Source organism: Pseudomonas sp. Marseille-Q1929, from assembly GCF_017316265.1.
Lineage (GTDB): Bacteria > Pseudomonadota > Gammaproteobacteria > Pseudomonadales > Pseudomonadaceae > Aquipseudomonas.
Map to the genome: position 1 here is coordinate 291,932 of NZ_JAFLWU010000002.1, position 23,886 is coordinate 315,817.

22 protein-coding genes are annotated in these 23,886 nt (G+C 61.5%); 12 read left to right on the top strand and 10 right to left on the bottom strand.

Translation table 11 applies throughout. The features are described 5' to 3' along the window. Nucleotides 1-86 precede the first annotated feature (86 nt). A complete protein-coding gene (gene rsd / locus J1G37_RS04765; protein ID WP_207040375.1) occupies nt 87-545 on the top strand; it encodes a sigma D regulator in 459 nt (152 codons plus the stop codon). Between the two features lie 54 nt (nt 546-599). On the opposite strand, the gene J1G37_RS04770 is transcribed toward rsd, so the two are convergent. Further along, entirely contained in the window at nt 600-1,277 is a 678-nt protein-coding gene (locus tag J1G37_RS04770) for an FKBP-type peptidyl-prolyl cis-trans isomerase (RefSeq protein WP_207040376.1), read from the bottom strand. Nucleotides 1,278-1,469: 192 nt separating this feature from the next. On the opposite strand from J1G37_RS04770, the gene J1G37_RS04775 reads away from it, so the two are divergent. Next, nucleotides 1,470-2,597, top strand: coding sequence for an AlgP family protein (locus J1G37_RS04775; protein ID WP_207040377.1), 1,128 nt, complete (start codon nt 1,470-1,472; stop codon nt 2,595-2,597). Here J1G37_RS04775 and J1G37_RS04780 read toward each other — a convergent pair. After that, on the bottom strand, nt 2,594-3,055 hold the full coding sequence (locus J1G37_RS04780; protein WP_207040378.1) for a TIGR02444 family protein: 462 nt from the start codon (nt 3,053-3,055) through the stop codon (nt 2,594-2,596). The genes J1G37_RS04775 and J1G37_RS04780 overlap by 4 nt on opposite strands. Nucleotides 3,056-3,105: 50 nt before the next feature. On the opposite strand from J1G37_RS04780, the gene J1G37_RS04785 reads away from it, so the two are divergent. From J1G37_RS04785 to J1G37_RS04795, 3 genes are all read left to right on the top strand, one after another. Continuing rightward, the gene (locus J1G37_RS04785) at nt 3,106-5,016 is read left to right on the top strand and encodes an ATP-binding cassette domain-containing protein (protein ID WP_124526877.1); all 1,911 of its coding nucleotides are present in this window, start codon (nt 3,106-3,108) and stop codon (nt 5,014-5,016) included. Beyond that, a complete protein-coding gene (locus tag J1G37_RS04790; RefSeq protein WP_207040379.1) occupies nt 5,016-5,579 on the top strand; it encodes a mechanosensitive ion channel family protein in 564 nt (187 codons plus the stop codon). Before J1G37_RS04785 ends, J1G37_RS04790 begins: the two co-directional genes overlap by 1 nt. Before the next feature lie 71 nt (nt 5,580-5,650). Beyond that, a complete protein-coding gene (locus tag J1G37_RS04795) occupies nt 5,651-6,283 on the top strand; it encodes a LysE family transporter (RefSeq protein ID WP_124526875.1) in 633 nt (210 codons plus the stop codon). 138 nt (nt 6,284-6,421) lie between these two features. Here the strand turns inward: J1G37_RS04795 and J1G37_RS04800 are convergent, their stop codons facing one another. The 4 genes from J1G37_RS04800 to J1G37_RS04815 are packed head-to-tail and all read right to left on the bottom strand — an operon-like array spanning nt 6,422 to nt 9,565. Continuing rightward, nucleotides 6,422-7,162 carry a penicillin-binding protein activator LpoB gene (locus tag J1G37_RS04800; RefSeq protein WP_207040380.1) on the bottom strand — a complete coding sequence of 247 codons (741 nt, stop codon included), beginning with the start codon at nt 7,160-7,162 and terminating at the stop codon, nt 6,422-6,424. Nucleotides 7,163-7,165: 3 nt separating this feature from the next. Next, nucleotides 7,166-7,753, bottom strand: coding sequence for a penicillin-binding protein activator LpoB (gene lpoB / locus J1G37_RS04805; protein WP_124526873.1), 588 nt, complete (start codon nt 7,751-7,753; stop codon nt 7,166-7,168). A gap of 35 nt (nt 7,754-7,788) precedes the next feature. Then, nucleotides 7,789-8,160, bottom strand: a complete 372-nt coding sequence (locus tag J1G37_RS04810; RefSeq protein WP_017530843.1) for a YcfL family protein — start codon at nt 8,158-8,160, stop codon at nt 7,789-7,791. Between the two features lie 10 nt (nt 8,161-8,170). Beyond that, nucleotides 8,171-9,565: a hypothetical protein gene (locus J1G37_RS04815; RefSeq protein WP_207040381.1), complete on the bottom strand. Its 1,395-nt coding sequence runs from the start codon at nt 9,563-9,565 to the stop codon at nt 8,171-8,173. Nucleotides 9,566-9,822: 257 nt separating this feature from the next. On the opposite strand from J1G37_RS04815, the gene J1G37_RS04820 reads away from it, so the two are divergent. Beyond that, on the top strand, nt 9,823-11,718 hold the full coding sequence (locus J1G37_RS04820; protein WP_207040382.1) for an FTR1 family protein: 1,896 nt from the start codon (nt 9,823-9,825) through the stop codon (nt 11,716-11,718). A gap of 143 nt (nt 11,719-11,861) precedes the next feature. Then, nucleotides 11,862-12,317, top strand: a complete 456-nt coding sequence (locus J1G37_RS04825) for a YaiI/YqxD family protein (protein ID WP_207040383.1) — start codon at nt 11,862-11,864, stop codon at nt 12,315-12,317. Here J1G37_RS04825 and elbB read toward each other — a convergent pair. Further along, entirely contained in the window at nt 12,314-12,979 is a 666-nt protein-coding gene (gene elbB / locus J1G37_RS04830; RefSeq protein ID WP_207040384.1) for an isoprenoid biosynthesis glyoxalase ElbB, read from the bottom strand. The genes J1G37_RS04825 and elbB overlap by 4 nt on opposite strands. 116 nt (nt 12,980-13,095) lie before the next feature. On the opposite strand from elbB, the gene J1G37_RS04835 reads away from it, so the two are divergent. Continuing rightward, nucleotides 13,096-14,331 (top strand): sterol desaturase family protein, encoded by a 1,236-nt coding sequence (locus J1G37_RS04835; RefSeq protein ID WP_207040385.1) that lies wholly within the window; start codon nt 13,096-13,098, stop codon nt 14,329-14,331. Here the strand turns inward: J1G37_RS04835 and J1G37_RS04840 are convergent. Beyond that, nucleotides 14,312-14,947, bottom strand: coding sequence for a DedA family protein (locus J1G37_RS04840; protein WP_124526867.1), 636 nt, complete (start codon nt 14,945-14,947; stop codon nt 14,312-14,314). The genes J1G37_RS04835 and J1G37_RS04840 overlap by 20 nt on opposite strands. Before the next feature lie 209 nt (nt 14,948-15,156). On the opposite strand from J1G37_RS04840, the gene hemB reads away from it, so the two are divergent. Both hemB and ppk1 read left to right on the top strand, forming a co-directional pair. Beyond that, on the top strand, nt 15,157-16,170 hold the full coding sequence (gene hemB / locus J1G37_RS04845; RefSeq protein ID WP_207040386.1) for a porphobilinogen synthase: 1,014 nt from the start codon (nt 15,157-15,159) through the stop codon (nt 16,168-16,170). Nucleotides 16,171-16,188: 18 nt separating this feature from the next. Continuing rightward, nucleotides 16,189-18,411 (top strand): polyphosphate kinase 1, encoded by a 2,223-nt coding sequence (gene ppk1 / locus J1G37_RS04850; RefSeq protein ID WP_124526866.1) that lies wholly within the window; start codon nt 16,189-16,191, stop codon nt 18,409-18,411. A gap of 472 nt (nt 18,412-18,883) precedes the next feature. Here ppk1 and J1G37_RS04855 read toward each other — a convergent pair whose 3' ends face one another. Together J1G37_RS04855 and ppx are read right to left on the bottom strand one after the other, a co-directional pair. After that, on the bottom strand, nt 18,884-20,125 hold the full coding sequence (locus tag J1G37_RS04855) for a hypothetical protein (RefSeq protein ID WP_207040387.1): 1,242 nt from the start codon (nt 20,123-20,125) through the stop codon (nt 18,884-18,886). Nucleotides 20,126-20,447: 322 nt separating this feature from the next. Continuing rightward, nucleotides 20,448-21,950 (bottom strand): exopolyphosphatase, encoded by a 1,503-nt coding sequence (ppx, locus tag J1G37_RS04860; RefSeq protein ID WP_207040388.1) that lies wholly within the window; start codon nt 21,948-21,950, stop codon nt 20,448-20,450. 446 nt (nt 21,951-22,396) lie between these two features. Here ppx and J1G37_RS04865 point away from each other — a divergent pair, with 446 nt between their 5' ends. Together J1G37_RS04865 and J1G37_RS04870 are read left to right on the top strand one after the other, a co-directional pair. Further along, on the top strand, nt 22,397-23,059 hold the full coding sequence (locus J1G37_RS04865) for a DUF1120 domain-containing protein (protein ID WP_207040389.1): 663 nt from the start codon (nt 22,397-22,399) through the stop codon (nt 23,057-23,059). A 135-nt stretch (nt 23,060-23,194) separates the two neighbouring features. Beyond that, entirely contained in the window at nt 23,195-23,881 is a 687-nt protein-coding gene (locus tag J1G37_RS04870; protein WP_207040528.1) for a fimbria/pilus chaperone family protein, read from the top strand. Nucleotides 23,882-23,886 lie beyond the last annotated feature (5 nt).

Below are 23,886 nucleotides of genomic sequence, written 5' to 3' on the forward strand. Positions count from 1 at the left end.
ATGTGGCCTTGTCCGGCTGCGGCTTTATCCTTGAAGTGTTGCGCGGGCACCAGGCGGCAGCGCCCCTATAGGGAAGAGAGATCATCATGCTGGAAAGTTGTCAGAATGCTCAGGAACGCTGGGGTGGGGTGCACAAGCTGATCGACAGCTGGTTGAAGGCACGTCATGAACTGGTTCGGGCCTTCGATGCGCTGGGCGCCAAGCCCGAGGCGTTGGCTGAGAATCGCGAGCCGTTGCAGGACTTCTGTGGTGTGTTGGTGGACTACGTGTCGGCCGGCCATTTCGGCGTCTACGAGCAACTGACCAAGGAGGCGGAAGCCTTCGACGATCAGCGTGGTCTGGATCTCGCTGACACAATCTACCCGCGCATCGATGCAATCACCGAGAAGCTGTTGGCGTTCACCGACCTGTGCGATGCCGGCAATTGTGTGGCCGAGAAATTCAAAGAGTTGGGCGGCCTGCTTCACGAGCGTTTCGAGCTGGAAGACTGCTTGATCGAAGTGCTGCACAACGCCCACAAGGAAGAACCCGCTACCCAGGCTTGATCCCGGATGGCGAGATAAAAAAACGGTGCACATTGTGCACCGTTTTTTATTGCCTCAATGGCGGGTGGCGAGCAGTTCGATCTCAAAGACCAACGGCGTGTAAGGCGCGATCAACTCGCCGGCACCGTCGGCGCCATAGGCCTGGGCAGACGGGATGACCAAGCGCCATTTCGCGCCGGTAGGCATCTGTTGCAGTGCGCTGGTCCAGCCACTGATCACGCTGTCCAGGCGAAACCATTGGGGCTGTGCGCTCTGATCGAACACCGTCCCATCGGGCAGCCGCCCCACATACTTCACTTGCACCTCATCCGTTGCCAGCGGCTTGGCGCCACTGCCGGGTGCCAGCTCTGTAAGCAGGATGCCATTGGCCAATTCGCGCACGCCGCTGGCGGTTTTTTCCTTGGCTAGAAACTGCTGTTCTGCGGCGAGGGCTTTTTCACTTTGCGGTGCCTGTGCATCGGCTTCGTTTTGCGTTTCGTGCTGGGCGAGAAGCTGTTCGATGCGCGCGTTGTCGAGCGCCAGCGGCTTGCCTTGATAGGCTTGCTTGAGCCCGTCGAGCAAGGCCTGGATCTGCAGGTCGGGGACTTCCTGGCGCAAGCGTTCACCGAGGCTGGCGCCCAGGCTGTAGGCGAGGTCGTGCTGGTTCTGGTCCGTGGTTTTGGGCGGCGATTGTTCGCTCGCATGGGCCACCGAAATCGCCAGGCCAAGCACAAGAAAAAGGTAACGCGACATGGGCATCCTCCCGCCGAAAGTGCGACGGATTATGCCAGTGTGAACGGGTAAAAAGTGCCGCGTATTTTCGTTATAACGATAAGAATTTTCGCACCGTGCAACGCCAGGCAAACGATACTGTCAACATGCCCTAGCGGCGGTAAGAGCAGAGGGCTAGTATGAGCCGCACCCACGTCAGCCAGGAGGTAAACCATGTCGGCCAAACAGAAGCCTGTAAATACCCCGTTGCATTTACTCCAACAACTTTCGGGCAGCTTGCTCGAACATCTGGAAAGCGCTTGTTCCCAAGCCCTGGCCGATGCAGAAAAACTGCTCGCCAAGCTGGAAAAACAACGCGGTAAAGCGCAAGAAAAGCTGCACAAATCCCGCACCAAACTGCAAGACGCCGCCACTGCCGGCAAGGCCAAGGCACAAGCCAAAGCCAAAGACGCTGTCAAAGAACTCGAGGACCTGCTGGACGCCCTCAAGGATCGCCAGGCTGAAACCCGCGGCTACATTTCCCAACTCAAAAAAGACGCTCAAGAAAGCCTGAAACTGGCCCAGGGCGTTGGTCGTGTGAAAGAAGCCGTGGCGAAAGTCTTGGGTGCTCGCACACCTGCAAAAGCCGTTGCGGCAAAGGCGCCCGCTAAAGCTGCTGCCAAGCCAGCTGCTAAAACCGCTGCTGCAAAACCAGCCGCCAAGCCAGCTGCCAAAACCGCTGCTGCAAAACCAGCCGCGAAGCCAGTTGCCAAAACTGCTGCTGCAAAACCAGCCGCCAAGCCAGCTGCCAAAACCGCTGCTGCAAAACCAGCCGCCAAGCCAGCTGCCAAAACCGCCGCTGCGAAACCAGCCGCTAAGCCAGCTGCCAAAACCGCTGCTGCGAAACCAGCCGCTAAGCCAGCTGCCAAAACCGCTGCTGCGAAACCAGCCGCGAAGCCAGCTGCCAAAACCGCTGCTGCGAAACCAGCCGCGAAGCCAGTCGCTAAAACCGCTGCTGCGAAACCAGCCGCGAAGCCAGTCGCTAAAACCGCTGCTGCAAAACCAGCTGCCAAGCCAGTCGCTAAAACCGCTGCTGCCAAACCAGCTGCCAAGCCAGTTGCCAAAGCCGCTGCTGCCAAACCAGCCGCTAAGCCAGCTGCCAAACCTGCTGCTGCAAAACCAGCTGCCAAGCCAGTTGCCAAACCAGCCGCCAAACCCGCTGTTGCAAAGCCCGCCGCTGCCAAACCAGCACCGGCCAAGCCAGCTGCACCTGCTGCTACCGCGGCCACCGCTCCAACCGCATCGGCTAGCAGCACGCCTGCACCGGTAGCGCCAAGCACCACCCCAACCAGCGCTTCCTAAGTGCCGGTGGCCATGACGCGCAGCTGCTGCAGCGCGTCATGGTCAAGGTTGGCGGCATCCTCAGCCGCCAGTCCTTCCAGCCACTGTTGTTGACCTTCCCCTATCGGCCATGCCTGCGCCAACGCTTCCAGGCGTGTCAGCAGTTCCCGCTCGGCCTCCAATTCCAACACCTTGATCCGTTCGCGCAGCGCCGCCAATGGCTGATCCTGCTGCGCCATGGCGCGCCATTGCACCCGCACCTGTCGTAACGGTTCGATCACCTGCGTGCGCCATGGGCGAGCCAGTTGTTGCAGGGCCTGCACGCGCTCAGGCGCAGCCGCTACACCGCGCTGCTCCAGCCAGGCACCACAGAGCAACAGGCACACATCCGCGCCTTGTGCCTGCAAGCGCAGGCAAGCGGCTTCGACGCCCGGCCGGGCGTAAGTCGAAAGGGCAAAGCTCCACAGGTCAGCGCACATATTCACACCCAAGCCAGCGGCCAACGAAGCTGGTAGACTCCGCCGCCATTATGATCCGACTTCAAAGCCTAACATTACAGCGTGGCCCGCAACGTCTTCTTGAAGACGCCGAGCTGACCCTGCACGCCGGTCACAAAGCCGGCCTGATCGGTGCCAACGGCGCCGGCAAATCCACGTTGTTCGCCCTGTTGCTGGGTGAGCTGACCCCGGATTCCGGGGACTGCTTGCTGCCCGCCGACTGGCGCATCGCCCATATGCGCCAGGAGATCGACACCCTGGACCGCATCGCGATCGACTACGTGCTCGATGGCGACCTGCGCCTGCGCCAGGTGCAACACGACCTCGCCGAGGCCGAGAAAGCCCAGGACGGCGCCGCCCAGGCGCGCCTGCATTCGGAACTCGACAGTGCCGACGGCTACACCGCCGACGCCCGTGCGCGCAAGATGCTCGCCGGCCTGGGCTTCACCAACGAGCAAATGGACCGCCCGGTCGCCGATTTCTCCGGCGGCTGGCGCATGCGCCTGAACCTGGCCCAGGCGCTGATGTGCCCGTCCGACCTGCTGCTGCTCGACGAACCGACCAACCACTTGGACCTCGATGCGATCCTGTGGCTGGAGGACTTCCTCAAGAGCTACCAGGGCACCTTGCTGCTGATTTCCCACGACCGGGATTTCCTCGACGCCGTGGTCGACAACATTGCCCACGTCGAACAGAAGAAAATCACCCTCTACCGTGGCGGCTACACCGCATTCGAGCGCGCCCGTGCCGAACGCCTGGCCCAACAGCAGCAGGCGTTCGAGAAGCAGCAGGCGCAACGTGCGCACATGGAAAGCTACATCGCCCGGTTCAAGGCCCAGGCCACCAAGGCCCGCCAGGCCCAGAGCCGGATCAAGGCCCTGGAGCGCATGGAAGAACTGTCGGCGGCCCACGTCGATTCGCCGTTCGACTTTGTGTTCCGCGAGTCGGTGAAAATCTCCAGCCCGTTGCTGGACCTCTCGGATGCGCGCCTGGGTTATGGCGAAAAAACCATCCTGGAAAAAGTGAAGCTGCAACTCACGCCGGGTGCGCGCATCGGCCTGCTCGGGCCTAACGGCGCGGGCAAGTCCACGCTGATCAAGAACCTGTCCGGCGAGCTGCAACCCCTGGCCGGTCGCCTGACCCGTGGCGAGAACCTGGTGGTGGGCTACTTCGCCCAGCATCAGTTGGACTCCCTCGACGCCAAGGCCAGCCCGCTGTTGCACCTGCAACGCCTGGCGCCGACCGAGCGCGAACAGGTGCTGCGCGACTTCCTCGGCGGGTTCGACTTCCGTGGCGCGCGCATCGATGAGCCGGTGCTGAATTTCTCCGGCGGCGAAAAAGCCCGCCTGGCCCTGGCGTTGATCGCCTGGGACCGGCCGAACCTGTTGCTGCTCGACGAACCGACCAACCACTTGGACCTGGAAATGCGCCTGGCGCTGACCATGGCCTTGCAGGAGTTCAGCGGTGCGGTACTGGTGGTGTCTCACGATCGCCACTTGCTCAAGAGCACCACCGACAACTTCCTGCTGGTGGCCGACGGCAAAGTCGAAGAATTCGACGGCGACCTCGACGACTACGCACGCTGGCTGACGGATTACCGCCTGCGCAACGCACCGGTCAGCAACACGCCGGTCAACCCGGACAAGACCGACAAGAAAGCCCAGCGCCAGGCCGCTGCTGCCTTGCGCCAACAACTTGCGCCGCACAAGCGTGAAGCCGACAAGCTGGAAGCCGAACTGGGCAAGGTGCACGAGCGCCTGGCCAAGATCGAAGCCAGCCTGGGTGACAGCGCCGTGTACGAAGCCGCGCGCAAGGATGAACTGCGCGACCTGCTGGCCGAACAGGCCAAGCTCAAGGTGCGTGAAGGGCAATTGGAGGAAACCTGGATGGAAGCCCTCGAGTTGCTCGAAACCCTGCAAGCGGAGCTGGAGGCGCTGTCCTGATGGAAGCCTTGCAGTTGCCGCTGCCGCCGCAGTGGGTCGAGCCGATCTGGATCGGCGTGCAGATCCTGCTGATCCTGCTGATCCTGCTGGCCGGCTACCTGGCGCAGCGTTTTGTCGCCAAGGGCCTGACGCGCCTGGGCGAGCGCTACCCGTTCCCGCCGCAACTGCTGATGCCGCTGCGCGGTGGCTTGCGCTGGTTGATCATGGGCAGCGCGCTGATCTTTGTGCTGGAGCGTGTGGGCGTGTCCGCCACGGTGCTGTGGACCGCGCTGTCGGGCTTTGTCGCCGTCGCGGCCGTGGCGTTTTTTGCCATGTGGTCGGTGCTGTCCAACCTGCTGTGCGCGATCCTGATCTTTACCGTCGGGCCGTTTCGCATCGGCGACATCGTCGAACTGGTGGACACCGTGGACAAACCGGGCGTGAAAGGCCGGGTGGTGGCGATCAACCTGCTGTACACCACGCTGATCGAAGTGGCCGAAGCCGGTACCGACAGCGCGATGGTGCAGGTGCCCAACAGCCTGTTCTTCCAACGCTCGGTGCGCCGCTGGATCAGCCCCGCGTAAAAATTCTATAGCCAGGCCTCGGTGCTCGGAGTTAGCTTAACGCTCACGACGAATTTGAAACGAGGTGTGTAATGGCACTCGATACATGGCTGGCCTTTTTCGTGGCCAGTTGGGTCATCTCCCTGTCCCCTGGTGCAGGCGCCATCGCCTCGATGTCCAGCGGCCTGCAATACGGTTTTGCGCGCGGTTACTGGAACGCCATTGGCCTGCAAATCGGCCTGGCGATGCAGATTGCCGTGGTCGCCGGCGGCCTGGGTGCGATTCTGGCGACGTCGTCTACCGCGTTCTATGCGATCAAATGGTTTGGCGTGGCGTACCTGGTTTACCTGGCCATCAAGCAATGGCGCGCCTTGCCCATGGACATGTCCGACGACGCGGCCGTGCGCCCGATCGGCAAACCGATGGCGATGATGTTCCGCGGTTTCCTGGTCAATGCGAGCAACCCCAAGGCCTTGGTGTTCATGCTGGCGGTGCTGCCGCAGTTCGTGAACCCGCAGGCGCCGCTGGTGATCCAGTACGTGATCCTGGGCGCGACGATGATCTGCGTGGATATGATCGTGATGGCCGGGTACACGGGGTTGGCGTCGAAGGTGTTGCGCTTGTTGCGTACGCCGAAGCAGCAGAAGCGTATGAATCGTACGTTTGCCGGGTTGTTCGTGGGGGCCGCTGGCTTCCTCGCCAGCCTGCACCGCGCCACTGCATAACTGACGAAACCGGATCAAAACTGTGGGAGCTGGCTTGCCTGCGATAGCATCACCTCGGTGTCCCTGATGTACCGAGGTGTCTGCATCGCAGGCAAGCCAGCTCCCACATTGGTTTTTTGGTGTTTGTGAAATCGAGGATCAGCGCAGGATCTTCGGCGCTTCATCCCTCGGCAAGTTATTGCGCAACACGGGTTGGCCGGGTTCTTGATACCCGCCACCCAACTGCTCCGCCAGCTGCCGCACCACATCCTCCCCCAACGTTTTCGACACGTCCTTCACCACCCGTGGCCGGTTCAGGTTCACGCGTACGTCGCGGCTGTTCACCAGCTTGGTGTCTTGCCCTTCGCCCATGGCGGTAAACGCCGAGGTGATCTCGAAGGTGCGCGTGTTGATCAGGCTGAAATCCGCCACCAACGTCAGGCTCAGCACTGCCGAGTAGCTGTTGGTGCGGTCGATGGCGTTGAGGTCCTGGGTGAAGTCGATGTCGGACAGGGTGCCGAACAGCACGTAGTCCGCGCCCTTGAAGTTACCGGCCTTGATGCGCTTGATCACGTCATACACGTCACCCTTGGCGTCGGCGGTGTACGGCGTGCCCTGCACCAGCTGGAACTGGCGCGACTTGAGGATCTCGCCCTTGATGTCACCGCTGAATTTGCGCAACTCAAGCTGCTCGATGTAGCTGGAGCGGCTCTCGAACTCGGCGTAGCTGGACGCGCCACTGGCGTGGTAGCCGCTGGCCTGGAAGTTGTTGCTGGCCGAGACCGCGTGGATGTATTCCTCGACCCGCGCCTGATAGGCCAGGTCGGTCACCGCGATTTTCGGTGCGGCCGAGGCGCCAAAGGCGCACAGCAGGCCGATCATGCCGATCCAAGTACGCATGGCTTAGCGCTCCGTGGTCTTGCGGATTTCTTTTTCGTCCATCCACTCGGCCAGGCCGCTTTCCACGTCCACCAGTTGCAGGCTGAACTTGTAGAACACGTCCTTGTAGTCCGAGCTGCGCTTCACGATGGAACTGATGGAGCCTTCCAGGCGGTACTTGGCGGCGACCATGTTGCCGGTCTTGCTCACCGTGGACTTCTTGTACAGGCCGCTCTGGTTTTGCAGCTTGAGCTGGTCGACCTGGCTTTGCATGTCGGTGTTGTCGCTGGCGAAGCGTGCGGTGCCGGTCTTCATCAGCTGGGTCTTGATCGACGTGGTGATCTCGCGGGTGTCGATGTACTCGCTGGTCTTGTTCTTCACGTCATACACCTGCACCACCGGGCGGCCTTGCAGGATGCCGGATTGGGCGAGGGAGCGGGTCATGGTTTCGGCGATCATCTGCAGGTCGGTGGAGCCGAACTCGTTGGTCACGGTTTCCACGGCCTTGGTGTCGCCGTAGCTGATGTTCTTGCTGCCCAGTACCGGCGAGGTGTTGGAGCAACCGCTGGCCAGTACGGCAACTACGGCAAGGATCGAGAAGCGTGCAAACATGGGGAAATCTCTCCAGAGCTGAATAGGGGTGGGCGTCAAGGCGTCTTCACTTCAAGGCGGAAGTCCGCGGCTTGAGGCAAATTGGCAATGGCCGGCAGGAAGGTCGCCTGGTTGGCGTACAGGTTCAGCACTTTCCAGGTGTCTTCGTCGCCCACCGGGAAGCCGTCGGCACCCAGCCAGGCGAAGCGGTAATACATCGTCTGGTTGCTGCTGGTGATATTGCTCAGCTGCACCTTGGCGGTGAGGAAGCCGTTCTCCCGCGCCACACGGATGGCGCCGACGGCGATGCCCTTGAACTTGCCCATCACCACGATCTTGCTCGCCGCGCTGCCAGGTTCCGGTGGCGGCGGGGTGGCGCAGCCGGCCAGCAGGACCAGCGCCAGGGCGCCGAGGATGAAATGACGCATAACGTGCTCCTTAAGGTTGTTTGAGGGCGATGGCCTGGGTGGCCGGGCTCGGCACCACGTGGGCCGCCAGGCCGCCGGCGAACACCTGGTTGCCGACCACGCGCAGGGTGATTACTTGGTAGCGCTGGTCGGCCTTGACGGTGACCCGCGTGCCGCCCAGGGCGTTGGGCAGACTGACCTGGTGCTCGCCGTGCTTGAGGCGCAGGCGCGAGACTTGGGTCAGGTCCGGCAGGGTGCGCCAGGTGCGTGTGTCGGCGCCTTCGGTGACGGCCGAGGCGATGCCCAGCACCAGCCCGGCCATGGGGTTGGTCTTGTTCAGGTTGTTTTGCGTCACGCCACGGGTCACGGCGCGCACGGTGGTGCGCAGGATGATCCCTGGCATGTCATCACGCAGGGCGCGGCGCGACATGGCGGTGGTGCTGTTGAGTGCGGTGAGGTTCTGTTGCTGGCCGTCGACGCCGATCTGCGCGAAGTGCGCGGTGGAGGTGTCGGCCTTGATCACCGGGAACGACAGCGGGGTGATCACCAGATGGCCGTCGATCGGGATCGGCAGCGGCAGGCGGATCGAATCACGCGCCGGCGCCAGGCCGCTTTGCACCACGATCAGTACGTCGGTTTCATCGGCGCCGAGGCTGCTTTTGTCGAGGTCGAGCAGGGCTTGTTCCAGCAACGGCGTGTTGGGGCGCAGCTCGGCGGCCTTGCGATAGCCGGGGGCGGCCAGGTCTTTTTCGCCAAGGGCTTCGTAGACGAAACCGGCGAGGTAATGGCTGAACGCGCTTTGGTAGCTGTTCTTCAGGCCGACCACTTCCGGCGCGTCGAGGGCTTCCACGGGGTAGCCACGCAGGTCCTTGAACTGTGTCGTCACGCCTTGGCGTTCGGCTTCGTTCTCGCGCTTGAGGTATTCCTTGTCGCGCAGGTCGGCGATTACCGCTTCGCGTTCGTGGGTCTTCTTGATCTCGGTGCGGGCGCCGTCGAAGTCGTTGAGGGCCAGCAGGTTCAGGGCCATCTGCGTGGTCAGCATGACTTTTTCGTAGTCATAGCCTTCGTAGCGCCGCACCTTATCGTTGGCGAGGAAACTGCCAAACTGGGCGAGGTAGCGTTCGCTGTCGAACTTGACCGACTCTTCCCACTTGTAGACTTGCAGGTCGGCGCTGCGCCAGGCGGTCTGGCTGCCGCTGAGGTCGCCCTTGGCCCGCAGCAATTCGCCCTTTTCGAAGAAATACAGCAGGTCCTTGTCTTCGCCGCTGTTGTTTTTCTCCAGCAGGGTCAGTGCGCCCTCGACATTGCCGCTGACCAACTGCTGGTTGGTGGCTTGCAGCTCGGTGTCGTAGCTGCGAAACATCGAGCAACCCGACAGCAAGGTGACCGCCGCGAGCGCAAGCGGGGTAACGGCGCGAAATGCCATGCAGACTTCTTCCCTGAACGTAACCAGCTGATGTGCCAATTCCTCATTAAAACGAGGAAATAAAGACCCTTTCGCGATAACAGGGCGCGGCATTATAGGCGCCGTTGCTGGCAAAACAATGGCTTTTTGCCTGGAGGATAGAGGAGGGCGCCATCACTGATTCGACGCTATTCCCTGCATCGAATCACTAACGCCTTGAGTCAAAGCGCTTAACGTTAAACAATATGTTACTTCGTATTTCCCTTTGAGATTCATTCATGACTGCCCTCTTCCGTTTTCTCGCCTGGCTGATGCTGCCGGCGTTGATGTCGTGCAGCTTCCATCTGCTGGCCGCGACGACCGAGGGCGCGCCGCAAGCCCTGCATTTGTTGGACTACATTGGCGCCGACTACCCGCCGACGGTGGAGGCGGGCAAGGTTGTCGATGACTCCGAGTACCGCGAGCAGTTGGAGTTTCTTGGGGTGTTGCAGGGTTTGGTGGCGGATTTGCCGGCCAAGCCCGAGCGTGCCGAGTTGATCCAAGGCGTCGATGAATTGCTGGCGGCAGTCACTGCCCATGCGGAGGGCGCGACTGTCGCCCGCCAGGCCCGGCAGTTGGGCGCCAAGCTGGCGGTGGCTTATGAAGTCAGCCAGGCCCCGGCGATCACTCCCGACCCAGTACGCGGCGCGCCGCTCTACGCCCAGCAGTGCTCGGTGTGCCACGGCGCTGCCGGCGCCGGTGATGGCCCTGCGGGCACCGGCATGACGCCGCCGCCCGCCAACCTGACGGACGCCACGCGCCTGGATCGCCTGAGCCTCTATGCGATCTACAACACCCTCGGCCTGGGCGTCGAAGGCACCGACATGCCGTCCTTCGCCGACCAACTGGACGACCGTCAGCGCTGGGACCTGGCCACCTACATCGCCGGCTTCACCGCCGACCCGGCGGCGGCCAAGAGCGAGCAGCCGTTCAACCTCGCCGACCTGGCCCGCCAGACCCCGAACGAAGTGTTGGCGGCCAGCGGCCCAGCCGCCGCCGCGACCTTCCGCGCCCAGCGCGCGCAACCGCCGCAGGTCAAGCGTGGCCCGGCGCAGTTGCTCGACTACACCGCGAGCACCCTGGACAAGAGCCTCGCGGCGTTCCGCAACGGCGATCACGAGCAGGCCTACGACTTATCCGTCGCCGCCTACCTGGAAGGCTTCGAGCTGGTGGAAAGCTCGCTGGATAACGTTGACGCCAACGTGCGCAAGGACACCGAGAAAGCCCTGATGGCCTATCGGCAGTCGTTGCAGGACGGGCTGCCGATCGAGCAAGTGCAGCAGCGCCTGGATGTGGCCAAGGGCAAGCTGACCGAATCCGCTGGCCTGCTGGGCAGCGACGGCCTGAGCTGGTCGCTGAGTTACATCTCCGGTTTGCTGATCCTGCTGCGCGAAGGCCTGGAAGCGATCCTGGTGCTGGCGGCGATCCTCGCGTTCCTGCGCAACACCGGCCAGCAGTCGGCGGTGCGCAGTGTGAACGTCGGCTGGGGCCTGGCGCTGCTGGCGGGCTTGGCCACCTGGGCGCTGGCGGCGTATGTGATTGATGTCAGCGGCGCCCAGCGCGAACTGCTGGAAGGCTGCACGGCGCTGTTTGCCAGCGTGATGGTGCTGTGGCTCGGCGTGTGGATGCACGACCGCCGCCATGCTGCCGCGTGGCAGGACTACATCAAGAGCAGCCTGGTGGGCGGTGGTGGGCGTTTCGGTTTTGCGATGCTGGCGTTCTTCTCGGTGTACCGCGAGTTGTTCGAAGTGATCCTGTTCTACGAAACCCTGTGGCTGCAAGCCGGCCCGGCCGGGCACAACGCGGTGTTGGCCGGTGGTGCGACCGCGCTGGTGTTGTTGGTGGGCCTGGCGTGGGTGATCCTGCGCGGCTCGGCGAAGCTGCCGCTGGCGCTGTTCTTTGGCATCAATGCTGCGCTGTTGTGCGCGTTGTCGGTGGTGTTTGCCGGGCATGGTGTGAAGGCATTGCAGGAAGCCGGGATCTTCGGCACACGGCCGGTGGCGTTCTTTGACTTCGATTGGCTGGGGATTCATGCCGATGCGTACTCGTTGAGTGCGCAGGCGGTGGCGATTCTGGCGATTGTGGTGTTGTATGGCCGCAGTCGGTTGGCGGAGAAGCGTCGCGCCACTGCTTAAGTCTTGAGTGGGCACAGTTAGTGTGGGAGCGGGCTTGCTCGCGAATGCAGTCTGTCAGTCACAGATGTTTTGTCTGATCCACCGCTTTCGCGAGCAAGCCCGCTCCCACATTTTGAACTGTGTTGTGGATATGAGGAGTGTTTATGCGCGTATGGATCGATGCCGACGCCTGCCCTCGGGCAGCCAAGGACCAGGTGGTCAGGTTCGCCCTCAAGCGCCAGTTTGAAGTGGTGCTGGTGGCCGGGCAGAGCCAGATCAAGCCGAGCTTTTCATGCGTAAAGCTGATCGTGGTGCCCAGCGGCCCGGATGCGGCGGATGACTACCTGGTGGAGCACGCCGTGCCCGGTGAGTTGGTGATTTGCAGCGATGTGCCGCTGGCGGATCGCCTGGTGAAGAAGGGCGTCACCGCCCTCGACCCACGGGGCAAGGAGTTCAGCCCGGCGAACATGAGCGAACGCCTGGCGGTGCGCAACCTGTTCACCGATCTGCGCGAACAGGGCCAGATGGGCGGCGGGCCACCGCCCCATGGCGAGAAGGACAAGCAGGCGTTTGCCAATGCCCTGGACCGCATCCTGACCCGGTTGATGCGGGCCGGTTAGTCGTTCTCGTGGGTCAGCTCCAGCACCCGATCCACCAGCTTGTTGATGCCTGACGCCACCTCGCTGATGCTCTTGCCCACCATATAGGCCGGCGTGCTCACCAGCTTGCGCGCCTTGTCTTCAACGATATCGTCCACCGCGCATTCCTGGTGGGTGGCGCCCATCTTGTCCAGCGCCGCCGCCGTGTCGGCGCAGTTGCCGATGGTGCAGGTCACGCCGGGGCCGTAGATCTTTGCCGCCAGGGCCGGGGAGATGCAGATCAGCCCCACCGGCTTGCCCGCTTCGGCAAAGGCTTCGGCCAACGCCAATACCTGCGGGTTGACGCTGCACCCCGCGCCTTCCACGGCAAAGTTGGACAGGTTCTTCGCCGCCCCAAACCCGCCTGGCACGATCAGCGCATCGAAGTCGTCGGCGTTGGCTTCGCCAATGTCCTTCACCTCGCCACGGGCGATGCGCGCCGATTCCACCAGCACGTTGCGCGTCTCGGGCATCTCCTCGCCGGTGAGGTGGTTGATCACGTGCAGTTGCGCAATGTCGGGGGCAAAGCATTGGACCTGAGCGCCGCGCTGGTCCAGGCGCAGCAGGGTGATCACGCTTTCGTGGATCTCTGCGCCGTCGTACACGCCACAGCCGGAAAGGATCACTGCAATCTTTTTGCTCATGGGCATTTCTCCTGGGTTCATGGCGTTAAATGTCTACTAATTTGTCACCTGTTGCCAATGGGCTCTTGCGCCGCTACACCTACTCTAGATGTAACAAAAATAGACCGGACTAGCCCATGGACTTCGTGCCTTACGCGGTACCGTTTTTCATCGCCTTGATCGTGGTGGAGCTGCTCGCCGACCGCTGGCGTGGCGAGCGCAACTATCGGGTGGCGGATGCCATCAACAGCCTTAGCACCGGTGTGCTGTCCACCACCACGGGGTTGTTGACCAAGGGTGTGGGCCTGTTGACCTACGCCTTCGCCCTCAAGCACCTGGCGCTGTTTGAATTGCCCGCCCAGAACCCCTGGACCTGGGTGTTCGCCTTTGTCTTCTACGACTTCTGCTACTACTGGCTGCACCGCATGGGGCATGAGCGCAATATCCTCTGGGCCGCGCACTCGGTGCATCACCAGAGTGAGGACTACAACCTCAGCACCGCCCTGCGCCAGACCAGCACCGGCTTCCTGTTGAGCTGGATCTTCTACCTGCCGCTGGCCGTGGTCGGCGTGCCGCTGGTGGTGTTTATCAGCGTGGCTTCCCTCAATCTGCTGTACCAATTCTGGGTACACACGCGTCACGTGCCAAAGCTGGGCTGGTACGAGTGGTTCTTCGTCACGCCGTCCAATCATCGGGCGCACCATGCACAGAACGCTCTCTACATGGATCGCAACTACGGCGGGGTGTTCATTATTTGGGACCGGCTGTTCGGCACCTTCCAGGAAGAAGACGACAACGAACCGGTGATTTTCGGTGTGACCACGCCCCTGGCCAGCTGGAACCCGCTGTGGGCCAACCTGCAGTTTTATGCACAGCTGTGGAGCGATGCGCGGCGCACCGAGCGTTGGTGGGACAAGCTGCGCATCTGGTTCATGCGCACCGGCTGGCGCCCCGCGGATGTGAAGGCCAAGTACCCGTTGGCCAAGCACGACTTGAGTCAGTTCCGTAAGTTCGAGGTGGCGCTGGACGTGCGCCAGCAGGTGTACATCGCCCTGCAATTTGCCGCGTATGTGGGCTTTGGCAGCTACCTGATGAATTTCGGCGAGGGTTTGCCCACGGCCGCGCTGATCCTGGGTTGGAGTGCGATGGCGCTGGGCTTGTTTACCCTGGGTGTGGCCCTGGAGAACCGCCCGTGGGCGCTGAAGGCCGAACTGGCGCGGCTGACGCTGAACGTGCCGCTGGTGTGGCTGGCGCCGCAGGTGGGGTTGTGGCCGGCCAGCAACCTGGGCTGGCTGGGCCTGCTGAGCTACAGCCTGCTCAGCGTGATCGGCCTCTACTGTTGCAGAGACCGGCTTACTCGACTGGCGTCTTAGTCGTTTCGACCGGGGCCGGCTCGGCGGCGAGCCGGGCCTTGGCGTCGGCACACGCCTCGCGGGCGATGCGGGCGTTCTTGATGCGGCGGCGCAGCCACAGACCAAAGCCCAGTACCAGCAAGGCGCCGAGCACCCACAGCTCGTACTTCTTGACGCTGCCCAGCATGCCTTCCAGCACCGCGCCGAAGTGGTAGGCCGCAGCCCCCAGCGCAGCAGCCCAGATCGCCGCACCAATCCCGTTGAGAATCAGGTAGCGCAAGGGTGGATAGCCGGAAAGGCCAATCGCGACCGGCATGACCGTGCGCAATCCGTAAACGAAGCGGAAGCTCAACACCCAGAGATCCGGATGCTTGCGGATATGCCCCAGGGCCTTGTCGCCCATCAGTTGCCAGCGGGGCTTGCGTGCCAACAATTTGCGCCCGTGTTTGCGGCCCATGTAATACCAAAGCTGGTCGCCGGCGTAGCTGCCAAAAAAGGCCACGACCACCACCAGGTTGATATCCATGTACCCACGGAACGCCAGGAAGCCTGCGAGAACCAGGATGGTCTCGCCTTCAAAGAAGGTGCCCAGGAAGAGCGCAAAGTAGCCGAAGTCATGCAGAAATTGTTGAAGCATGGTCTGGGGGTGCTGGCGAAATGAACGCGCAGCCTACGCCTTCGTGAACATTCGTGAAAGTATCGAGATGTGTCACGAAGTGAACAATTCCTACATAAACTGCGAATGCGGCTACAGGTCGCACCGATAAGCACAACTGTCATTCATTCGTCATAATGCCCGCTTATAACTGCAACGCTCGCCCGTAAACGCGGGCTCAGGAGTCTGTCGTGAGCTTTACCCCTGCCAATCGCCTGTTCCCCGCTACCCGTCTGCGTCGCAATCGCCGTGATGATTTTTCTCGCCGCCTGGTCCGTGAAAACGTGCTGACGACGAATGATCTGATCCTGCCGGTGTTTGTGCTCGACGGCGAAAATCGCCGGGAAGCAGTGGCCTCGATGCCGGGTGTAGAGCGCTTGACCATCGATCAACTGTTGATCGAAGCGGCAGGCTGGGTCGAGTTGGGCATTCCGGCGCTGGCGCTGTTCCCGGTCACCCCGCCTGAACTCAAGTCCCTCGACGCCGCCGAAGCCTGGAACCCGGAAGGCATCGCCCAGCGCGCCACCCGCGCCCTGCGCGAGCGTTTCTCGGAGCTGGGCGTCATCACCGACGTTGCCCTTGATCCGTTCACCACCCACGGCCAGGATGGCATTCTTGACAGAGACGGCTATGTTCAGAACGACATCACCGTCGATGCGCTGGTCAAGCAAGCTTTGTCCCACGCAGCGGCGGGTGCCCAGGTGGTTGCACCGTCGGACATGATGGACGGGCGCATCCAGGCGATTCGTGAAGCCCTGGAGCTGGCCGGCCACGTCAATGTGCGGATCATGGCCTACTCGGCCAAGTACGCCAGCGCCTATTACGGCCCGTTCCGCGATGCGGTGGGTTCGGCGCTGAACCTGGGCAAGGCCAACAAGGCCTCGTACCAGATGGACCCGGCCAACAGCCACGAAGCCCTGCACGAAGTGGCGGCCGACCTGGCCGAAGGCGCCGATATGGTGATGGTCAAGCCCGGGATGCCGTACCTGGACATCCTTTACCGGGTCAAAGAGGAATTCAAAGTGCCGACCTTTGTCTATCAGGTCAGCGGTGAATACGCCATGCACATGGCCGCGATCCAGAATGGTTGGTTGAGTGAAGGGGTGATCCTTGAATCCCTGACTGCCTTTAAACGTGCCGGCGCTGATGGCATTCTGACTTACTTCGCCGCCCGCGCTGCCCAATTGCTTAGAGAGCAACAATAGCCCTCACAGGAACACTCGATGAATACCGAAGGACTCACAGAAGTTGCCGTAAAAGACGCTCACCCGGTGGTTGAACAGGTCACTGAGACCCCGCCCGAGCTGGAACCGGCACCGCCTGCCGTGGTGGCCGAAGTGCCAGCGCCGGCGCCGGTGGTCGCGGTGACCAACCTGGATGACAGCAGCCTGTACATCCACCGCGAGCTGTCACAACTGCAATTCAACATCCGCGTGCTGGAACAGGCGCTGGATGAGTCCTACCCGTTGCTGGAGCGGCTGAAGTTCCTGCTGATCTTCTCCAGCAACCTGGACGAGTTCTTCGAGATCCGCGTCGCCGGCCTCAAAAAACAGATCACCTTCGCCCGTGAACAAGCCGGTGCCGATGGCCTGCAACCCCATCAAGCCCTGGCACGCATCAGCGAGCTGGTACACGGCCATGTGGACCGCCAGTACGCGATCCTCAACGACATCCTGCTGCCGGAACTGGAAAAACATCAGGTCCGCTTCATCCGTCGCCGTCACTGGACCACCAAGATCAAGACCTGGGTGCGCCGCTATTTCCGCGACGAGATCTCGCCGATCATCACCCCAATCGGCCTTGACCCGACGCACCCGTTCCCGTTGCTGGTGAACAAGAGCCTGAACTTTATCGTCGAGCTGGAAGGCATCGACGCCTTCGGCCGCGATTCCGGCTTGGCGATTATCCCGGCGCCGCGCTTGCTGCCACGGATCATCAAGGTACCGGAAGAGGTGGGGGGCGCTGGCGATAACTATGTATTCCTCTCGTCGATGATCCACGCCCACGCCGATGACCTGTTCCAGGGCATGAAGGTAAAAGGCTGCTACCAGTTCCGCCTGACCCGAAACGCCGACCTGGCGCTGGACTCCGAAGACGTCGAAGACTTGGCCCGCGCCCTGCGCGGCGAGCTGTTCTCGCGGCGCTACGGTGACGCGGTGCGTCTGGAAGTGGCAGATACCTGCCCGAAACACCTGTCGGACTACCTGCTCAAGCAGTTCAACCTGGCGGAGTCCGAGCTGTATCAAGTCAACGGCCCGGTGAACCTGACGCGCCTGTTCAGCATCACTGGCCTGGACAGCCACCCGGAGCTGCAATACACGCCGTTCACCCCGCAGATCCCGAAGTTGCTGCAAAACAGCGAGAACATCTTCAGCGTGGTGAGCAAGCAGGACATCCTGCTGTTGCACCCGTTCGAGTCCTTCACCCCGGTGGTCGACCTGCTGCGCCAGGCCGCCAAGGACCCGCATGTATTGGCCGTGCGCCAAACGCTTTACCGCTCCGGCGCCAACTCGGAAATCGTCGATGCGTTGGTGGATGCCGCGCGTAACGGCAAGGAAGTCACCGCCGTGATCGAGCTGCGCGCGCGCTTCGACGAAGAGTCCAACCTGCAACTGGCCAGCCGCCTGCAAGCGGCGGGCGCGGTGGTGATCTACGGCGTGGTCGGCTTCAAGACCCACGCCAAGATGATGCTGATCCTGCGCCGCGAAGCCGGTGAGATCGTGCGCTACGCCCACTTGGGCACCGGCAACTACCACGCCGGCAACGCCAAGCTCTACACCGACTACAGCCTGCTGACGTCCGACGATGCCTTGTGCGAAGACGTCGGCAAGTTGTTCAGCCAGTTGATCGGCATGGGCAAGACCCTGCGCATGAAGAAGCTGCTGCACGCGCCGTTCACCCTCAAGAAGGGCATGCTCGACATGATTGCCCGCGAGACCCAGTTCGCCCTCGACGGCAAACCGGCGCACATCATCGCCAAGTTCAACTCGCTGACCGATCCGAAGATCATCCGCGCGCTGTACAAGGCCAGCCAGTCCGGCGTGCGCATCGACCTGGTGGTGCGTGGCATGTGCTGCCTGCGCCCGGGCATTGTCGGCGTGTCGCATAACATCCATGTGCGTTCGATCATCGGCCGCTTCCTGGAGCACACGCGGGTGTTCTACTTCCTCAATGGTGGCGAAGAGCAGATGTTCCTCTCCAGCGCCGACTGGATGGAGCGCAACCTCGACAAGCGTGTGGAGACCTGCTTCCCGGTGGAAGGCAAGAAGCTGATCATGCGCGTCAAGAAGGAGCTGGAAAGCTACCTCACCGACAACACCCACAGCTGGAGCCTGCAATCGGACGGCCGCTACGTGCGCAACACGCCAACCGGCAACCAGAACCCGCGCAGTGCGCAGGCGACGTTGTTGGAGCGGTTGGGTAGCCCGATTCTCACCGTGAATTAATTCAGGCTTGCACGGACCCCATGTGGGAGCGGGCTTGCCCGCGATAGCGGTAGGTCAGTCAACGATGCATTGACTGACACTCCGTCATCGCGGGCAAGCCCGCTCCCACATTTGTTTTGCGGTGTTTTTAGATCGGGATCAGGCTGGTCCTGATGGGGCTTCGGTTAATGACTCAGCAATAAATTTTTGTGATGGGATCTCGAGGGTTTTCGCGTCCCATTCGGAAGCCGCCTCTACAGGTGGCAGCGTCAGGTGCGTTGCGCTCCTTGACCGAATTGCCCCGCCCTGGATTCGAGTCTCCCGTTGCCTTCGGATTGCTTCGATCCAAATACCATGAGCCCCCTGGGTAAAACGTACCGTTTTTCCAAGTTCCGGCATCGGCGGACGTCGGCATCGTGGCTTGGCTGACGGCCCATATACACAGGAATGTCCTGACGAGCATTGTGCATTTCATGCGCATAACTCCTTCGTTTCAAGGGAGCGGGGTCGTTACCGAAACAGCGGTTTGCGTGGCGTCCATGACAACACCCGCCATATACGCTCCGTTTTTGGACATGACCGTCACCTCGCTGTTTTTGCCGCCGCCAATCGACGGCAGGCATACGGTCCCGGCTGTTTGCGTCCAGGTGCACGCCTGTGAGTATTGGTCGCTGGTGAGGATGTTCAAACCCACGACATTGCCATTGGCAATCGCCCCGGCCTGGCCCCATACGCTTCCACTTGGGAAAAGAATGATCGCGATGATGGGAATGGGCAGCGGCGAGGGCAGCCAGGTCATGAACTGCTGTCGTCCATCTGCGGTGTTCTGTGCGACGAGCACCGTGCCCGCCTCGTTGAGATTGATAGCTTTGTTTTTAGAGCCTGAAGACAAGGTCAGCACCAAGGGCACGGCGGTTTTGCTGCCCCAGAAGGCACTTTTTGCCACGTTCACTTCCGAGTCTGGATAAACGCATGTCCCGATAAATTTAGCGGTGTTAGTGACGGTGCCGACGGTGCAATAGCTGGCGCCAGCAGGCAGGGCCAGATCCGTCAGGGCGTACGACAGGCCGGTTTTTTCCGCGACGCGCGGGGTGGTATTGCCAGCATTGTTCGGGCAGTTGAGCGCGATGTGTGGGGTGCCGGTACTGGGCAGGTTGATGCCCGCGACTGTGCAATTGTCGCCCCAGCCGGACACGCGTTCCGGGGTGCCGCTGCCAGCGGCATAAAACACCACGGTTCCGCGGTTATTGGCGTCGTAGCTTGAGCCCGCCACGTCGCCTTGGTCATTGATCGCAGCACCGTTGGTGGCGACATCTTTGGGACGCAGCAGTGGAATTAACAACGTAGCGGGCAGGGGATCGAGTTTGGTGGGCGGCGCTGCTGGGGTCATAGCGTTCCAGACCGTCCCAAAGTCAGCATTGTTGGCATCCCTGCAATCGCCCACCACTTTTCCGTTGTTGGACACTGCCCAAACGCTGCACGGTTGTCCGCTCGCCAGGGAGGGTAATGCCGTCTGGGCACCGTGCGCTGCGCCATCGGCGACCCATGGAACGTTGTTGGCGGTAGCGCTGGCTGGCCTGCAGTTGCCTACGGTGAGGCCGCTGTCATTGATGTCGATCGGCGCGCATTGCGCTCCTGCAGTGGTGGAGAAGGGTGTCCATGCGGCTGCGTGAGCGACGCTCAGGCCTGTCGCGTAGAGGCCGATGCCCAGAATGGTGACAGCCGATAATGTCATGACGAGCCCTTCCCTGGGACAGATGCGATCTGTTGGTCCTCTGCGTGAATGCCTGTTAAACGAGAGGGCTGGGCGGGAGTAAAGACTGATCGATAGAGGTGCACAACTGTCATATTTGACAGGTCTGTACGAGTGACTAACGAAAGGGCGGGGGTGTTTTGACAGGCGGGGTTGTGTGGGAGCGGCGGTGCGACGATTCGACTTGCCCGCGATAGCGGTAGGCCAGTCAACGATGCATTGACTGACACTCCGTCATCGCGGGCAAGTCGAATCGTCGCACCGCCGCTCCCACATTTGTTTTTGCAGTGTTCTTTAGAACGTCTTAGCGCACGTTCAGCGTGAACCCAACCCGTGTCAGCCAATCCGCTTCCTGGGCGAAGTCCGCCTGGGTCAGTTGGTTCTCATCCAGCCAGCCTTTGGGGAACACCACGTCCAGGCTCTCGCCGTTGGCGCGCAGGGTCACCTGGGGCATTTCCTGGGTGCCACGGATGTGGTGGAACAGGATCGCGAAGCGCAGCAATACGCACAGGCGGATCAGCTTGCTGCCTTCATCGCCGAACTCGGCAAACTTGTCCTTGGGGATGTTGCGGCGATGACCGCGGACCAGCAGGGCGAGCATTTGTTGGTCTTCGCGGGAGAAACCGGCGAGGTCGGAGTGCTCGATCAGGTAGGCGCCGTGCTTGTGGTAATGGTAGTGGGCGATATCCAGGCCCACTTCATGCACCTTGGCTGCCCAGCCGAGCAGTTCGCGCCAGACGCCGTCTTCCAGGTCCCAGTCCTCGGCCACCTGGTCGAAGGCGTGCAGGGCTTTGCGCTCCACGCGGGCCGCTTGTTCAAGGTCGACGTGGTAACGCTCCATCAGCGAGCTGAGGGTGCGCTCGCGCACGTCTTCGTGGTGATGGCGGCCGAGCAGGTCGTAGAGCACGCCTTCACGCAGGGCGCCGTCACAGTGGTCCATGCGTTGCAGTTCGAGGGCGTCGAAGATCGCCTCGAGAATCGCCAGGCCCGCAGGGAAAATGGTGCGACGGTCGGGCTTGATGCCGTCGAAGTCGATCTTCTCCGCATCCCCCAGCTTGAACAGCTTGCGCTTGAGCCACGCCAGGCCTTCGGCATTGACTTCGCCGGTGCCATGGCCGCCAGCCTTGAGGGCCAGGCCGATGGCGCGGATGGTGCCGGATGAGCCGATGGCTTCATCCCACGTCAGGCGGTGCAGGGCGTGCTCGATGCTCATGATCTCCAGCCGCGCTGCCGTATAGGCCTGGGCGTAGCGTGCCGGTGTGATCTTGCCGTCCTTGAAGTAGCGCTGGGTGTAGCTGACGCAGCCCATCTGCAGGCTTTCGCGCAGCAACGGCTCGAATCGCTGCCCGATGATGAATTCGGTACTGCCGCCGCCGATGTCGGCGACCAGGCGCTTACCCGGCGTGTCGGCCAGGGTGTGGGACACGCCGAGGTAGATCAGGCGCGCTTCTTCACGGCCGGAGATGACTTCTACCGGGTGCCCGAGGATTTCCTCGGCGCGGCGGATGAATTCGCCACGGTTGCGCGCTTCGCGCAGGGCGTTGGTGCCGACGATGCGTACGGCGCCCAGGGGCATGCCGTTGATCAGTTGGGCAAATCGCTTGAGGCAATCGAGGCCGCGCTGCATGGACTCTTCATTGAGCTGGCGCTCGTCGTCGATCCCGGCAGCCAGTTGTACTTTCTCGCCGAGCCGCTCAAGGATGCGGATCTCACCGTTCTGGGCCTTGGCCACGACCATGTGAAAGCTGTTGGAGCCCAGGTCGATGGCGGCGATCAGGGACAGATTCTTGGCTTGGGATTGCGGCATGGTTTGGGGGTCTCGGTCGATAACCTTGCCATCGTGCCACGATCGACCGCTGGAGCCAACGCGTTGTGCTCGGGTAATTTCCCGGATGTTGTCTGCGGGGAAATGCCGTGGGATATGTAGGATGTTGTTTCGCGTGCCGACTGAGTTTAACTAGCTTGTAGTAAGGGAACTGATCTAAATCTTCCAGGGTGTAATGAGTGAACTTTCCTACAGGCTAGTGGTTGGTGTTCTATGTGTTATTTGGTGTTGTACTACCGTTGAACTCTGCTTGGGTAGCGCTCTATGTTTATCGATCCCACAGTGATTGAGGTGTAGGCTTATTTTTTAGTTGGGCGGCTTGGCGGCAGACTGTCACTCGGCGATTTTGCCGTGGTGTTATTTATTTATGATTTTTACCGATCAACACAAAATAAATGCACTTTAGAACTTTCAGTGATAGGTCGAATATGAAGAAAATTATTGGCTTGACCCTCGGTATCGCATGCTTGACCGCAGCTCTCGGCGCTCATGCAACCACTGCTGCCGAGTTGAGCGTCAGGGGGACGATCAAACCTGCCGCCTGCAACCTCGCCCTGACCGGGGCGGGCGTTGTGAATTACGGCGACATTCCCTCGGGCACACTGCAGCCGGGAGCGTTCACCCCACTTCCGGAAAGGACCCTGCCCCTGAGCATCACCTGCGGCAGTGGCGCGACCAAGTTTGGGCTGACCTTCAAGGACCTTCAGTCCGCCAGCAAGGTGTCGGGCATTCTGAACGCCCTTGGCGCAGGCTATACCGAGGCGCATAACTACGGTTTGGGGATGGTGTCGGCCCGCAAAACCGGCGGTTTTGCGATCACCCTCAGGGACCTCAAGTCGTCGGGGACAGCGTTGTTCCCCATCATGCGTGCGAGCGCCAGCACGACCAGCTGGCAGACCAGCGATGGCAAGGTCGCTCAGTTCCCTACCCAGCACTCCTGGCGCAGTGGCACGTCACTTACACCGGCCACAATCTCTCAGTTGAGCGGCACTATCGCCGTGAGGGCAGTTATCAATAGACCCCAGGACCTGGACCTGAGTCGCGACGTTACTCTTGATGGCCGCGCGTCGCTTGAGTTGAATTACATCTAAGCGATTTAAATACAGCCGATCGAAACCCCAGGGTTTTTTTATCGGCTGTTTTTACGTGGGCGAATGGGTGTCAATAGTTCACTCAATGGTCGTGGGGAATACTGAGTGCGTAGACTTTCGGTTTTAAATAGTGTTCTGTTGTTGAGTGTAAGTGGTTACTTGTTTTTTGTCGGTGTAGCCGTCGCGGACGGTATGTTGCCGGAAACTTCGGTGGTCATACTTCATGAAGACCAGGGCGAGGCCACGATAAACATCACAAATACCGATGAGGCACCCGCGCTGCTTCATTCGGTTGTTGAGAACGTGCCCGAGGACGTTGAGCCGCTATTGATTGTCACGCCGCCCATTACCCGGGTGGAGGCGGGTGAAACCCAGCTGGTGCGTTTTATCGCCACGCTGAAGGCGCCGCTGACGACCCAGCGTCTGAAGCGCGTGACGTTCGAGGGTATTCCCCAGGCGCGTGCCGCTGGGGGAGCGACCATTGGTATCACCCTTCGACAGAATTTGCCGCTGATCCTGCATCCAAAGGGCCTGCCTCGGCACGATGCGCCCTGGGAGTTGCTGACCTGGAGGCGGTCGGGTGAAGGCCTCGCGGTGCATAACGACAGTGCTTATGTGGTGCGTCTGGCGGCAGAGGTGCAATTGCTGCCCCAGGGGCGCATGGCAACGTTGCCGCGCACCTACATCTTGCCGGGGGAGACCTTGGCAGCAAGGGTGGAGGGGGCCCTGGGCGACTTGACCGACGTCGAGATCCAGCCCGCGACGGTCTATGGGTTTTCGGTGGATAGCTACCGAGCCGCGGTCAATGCTGATGGAAGGTGATCGGA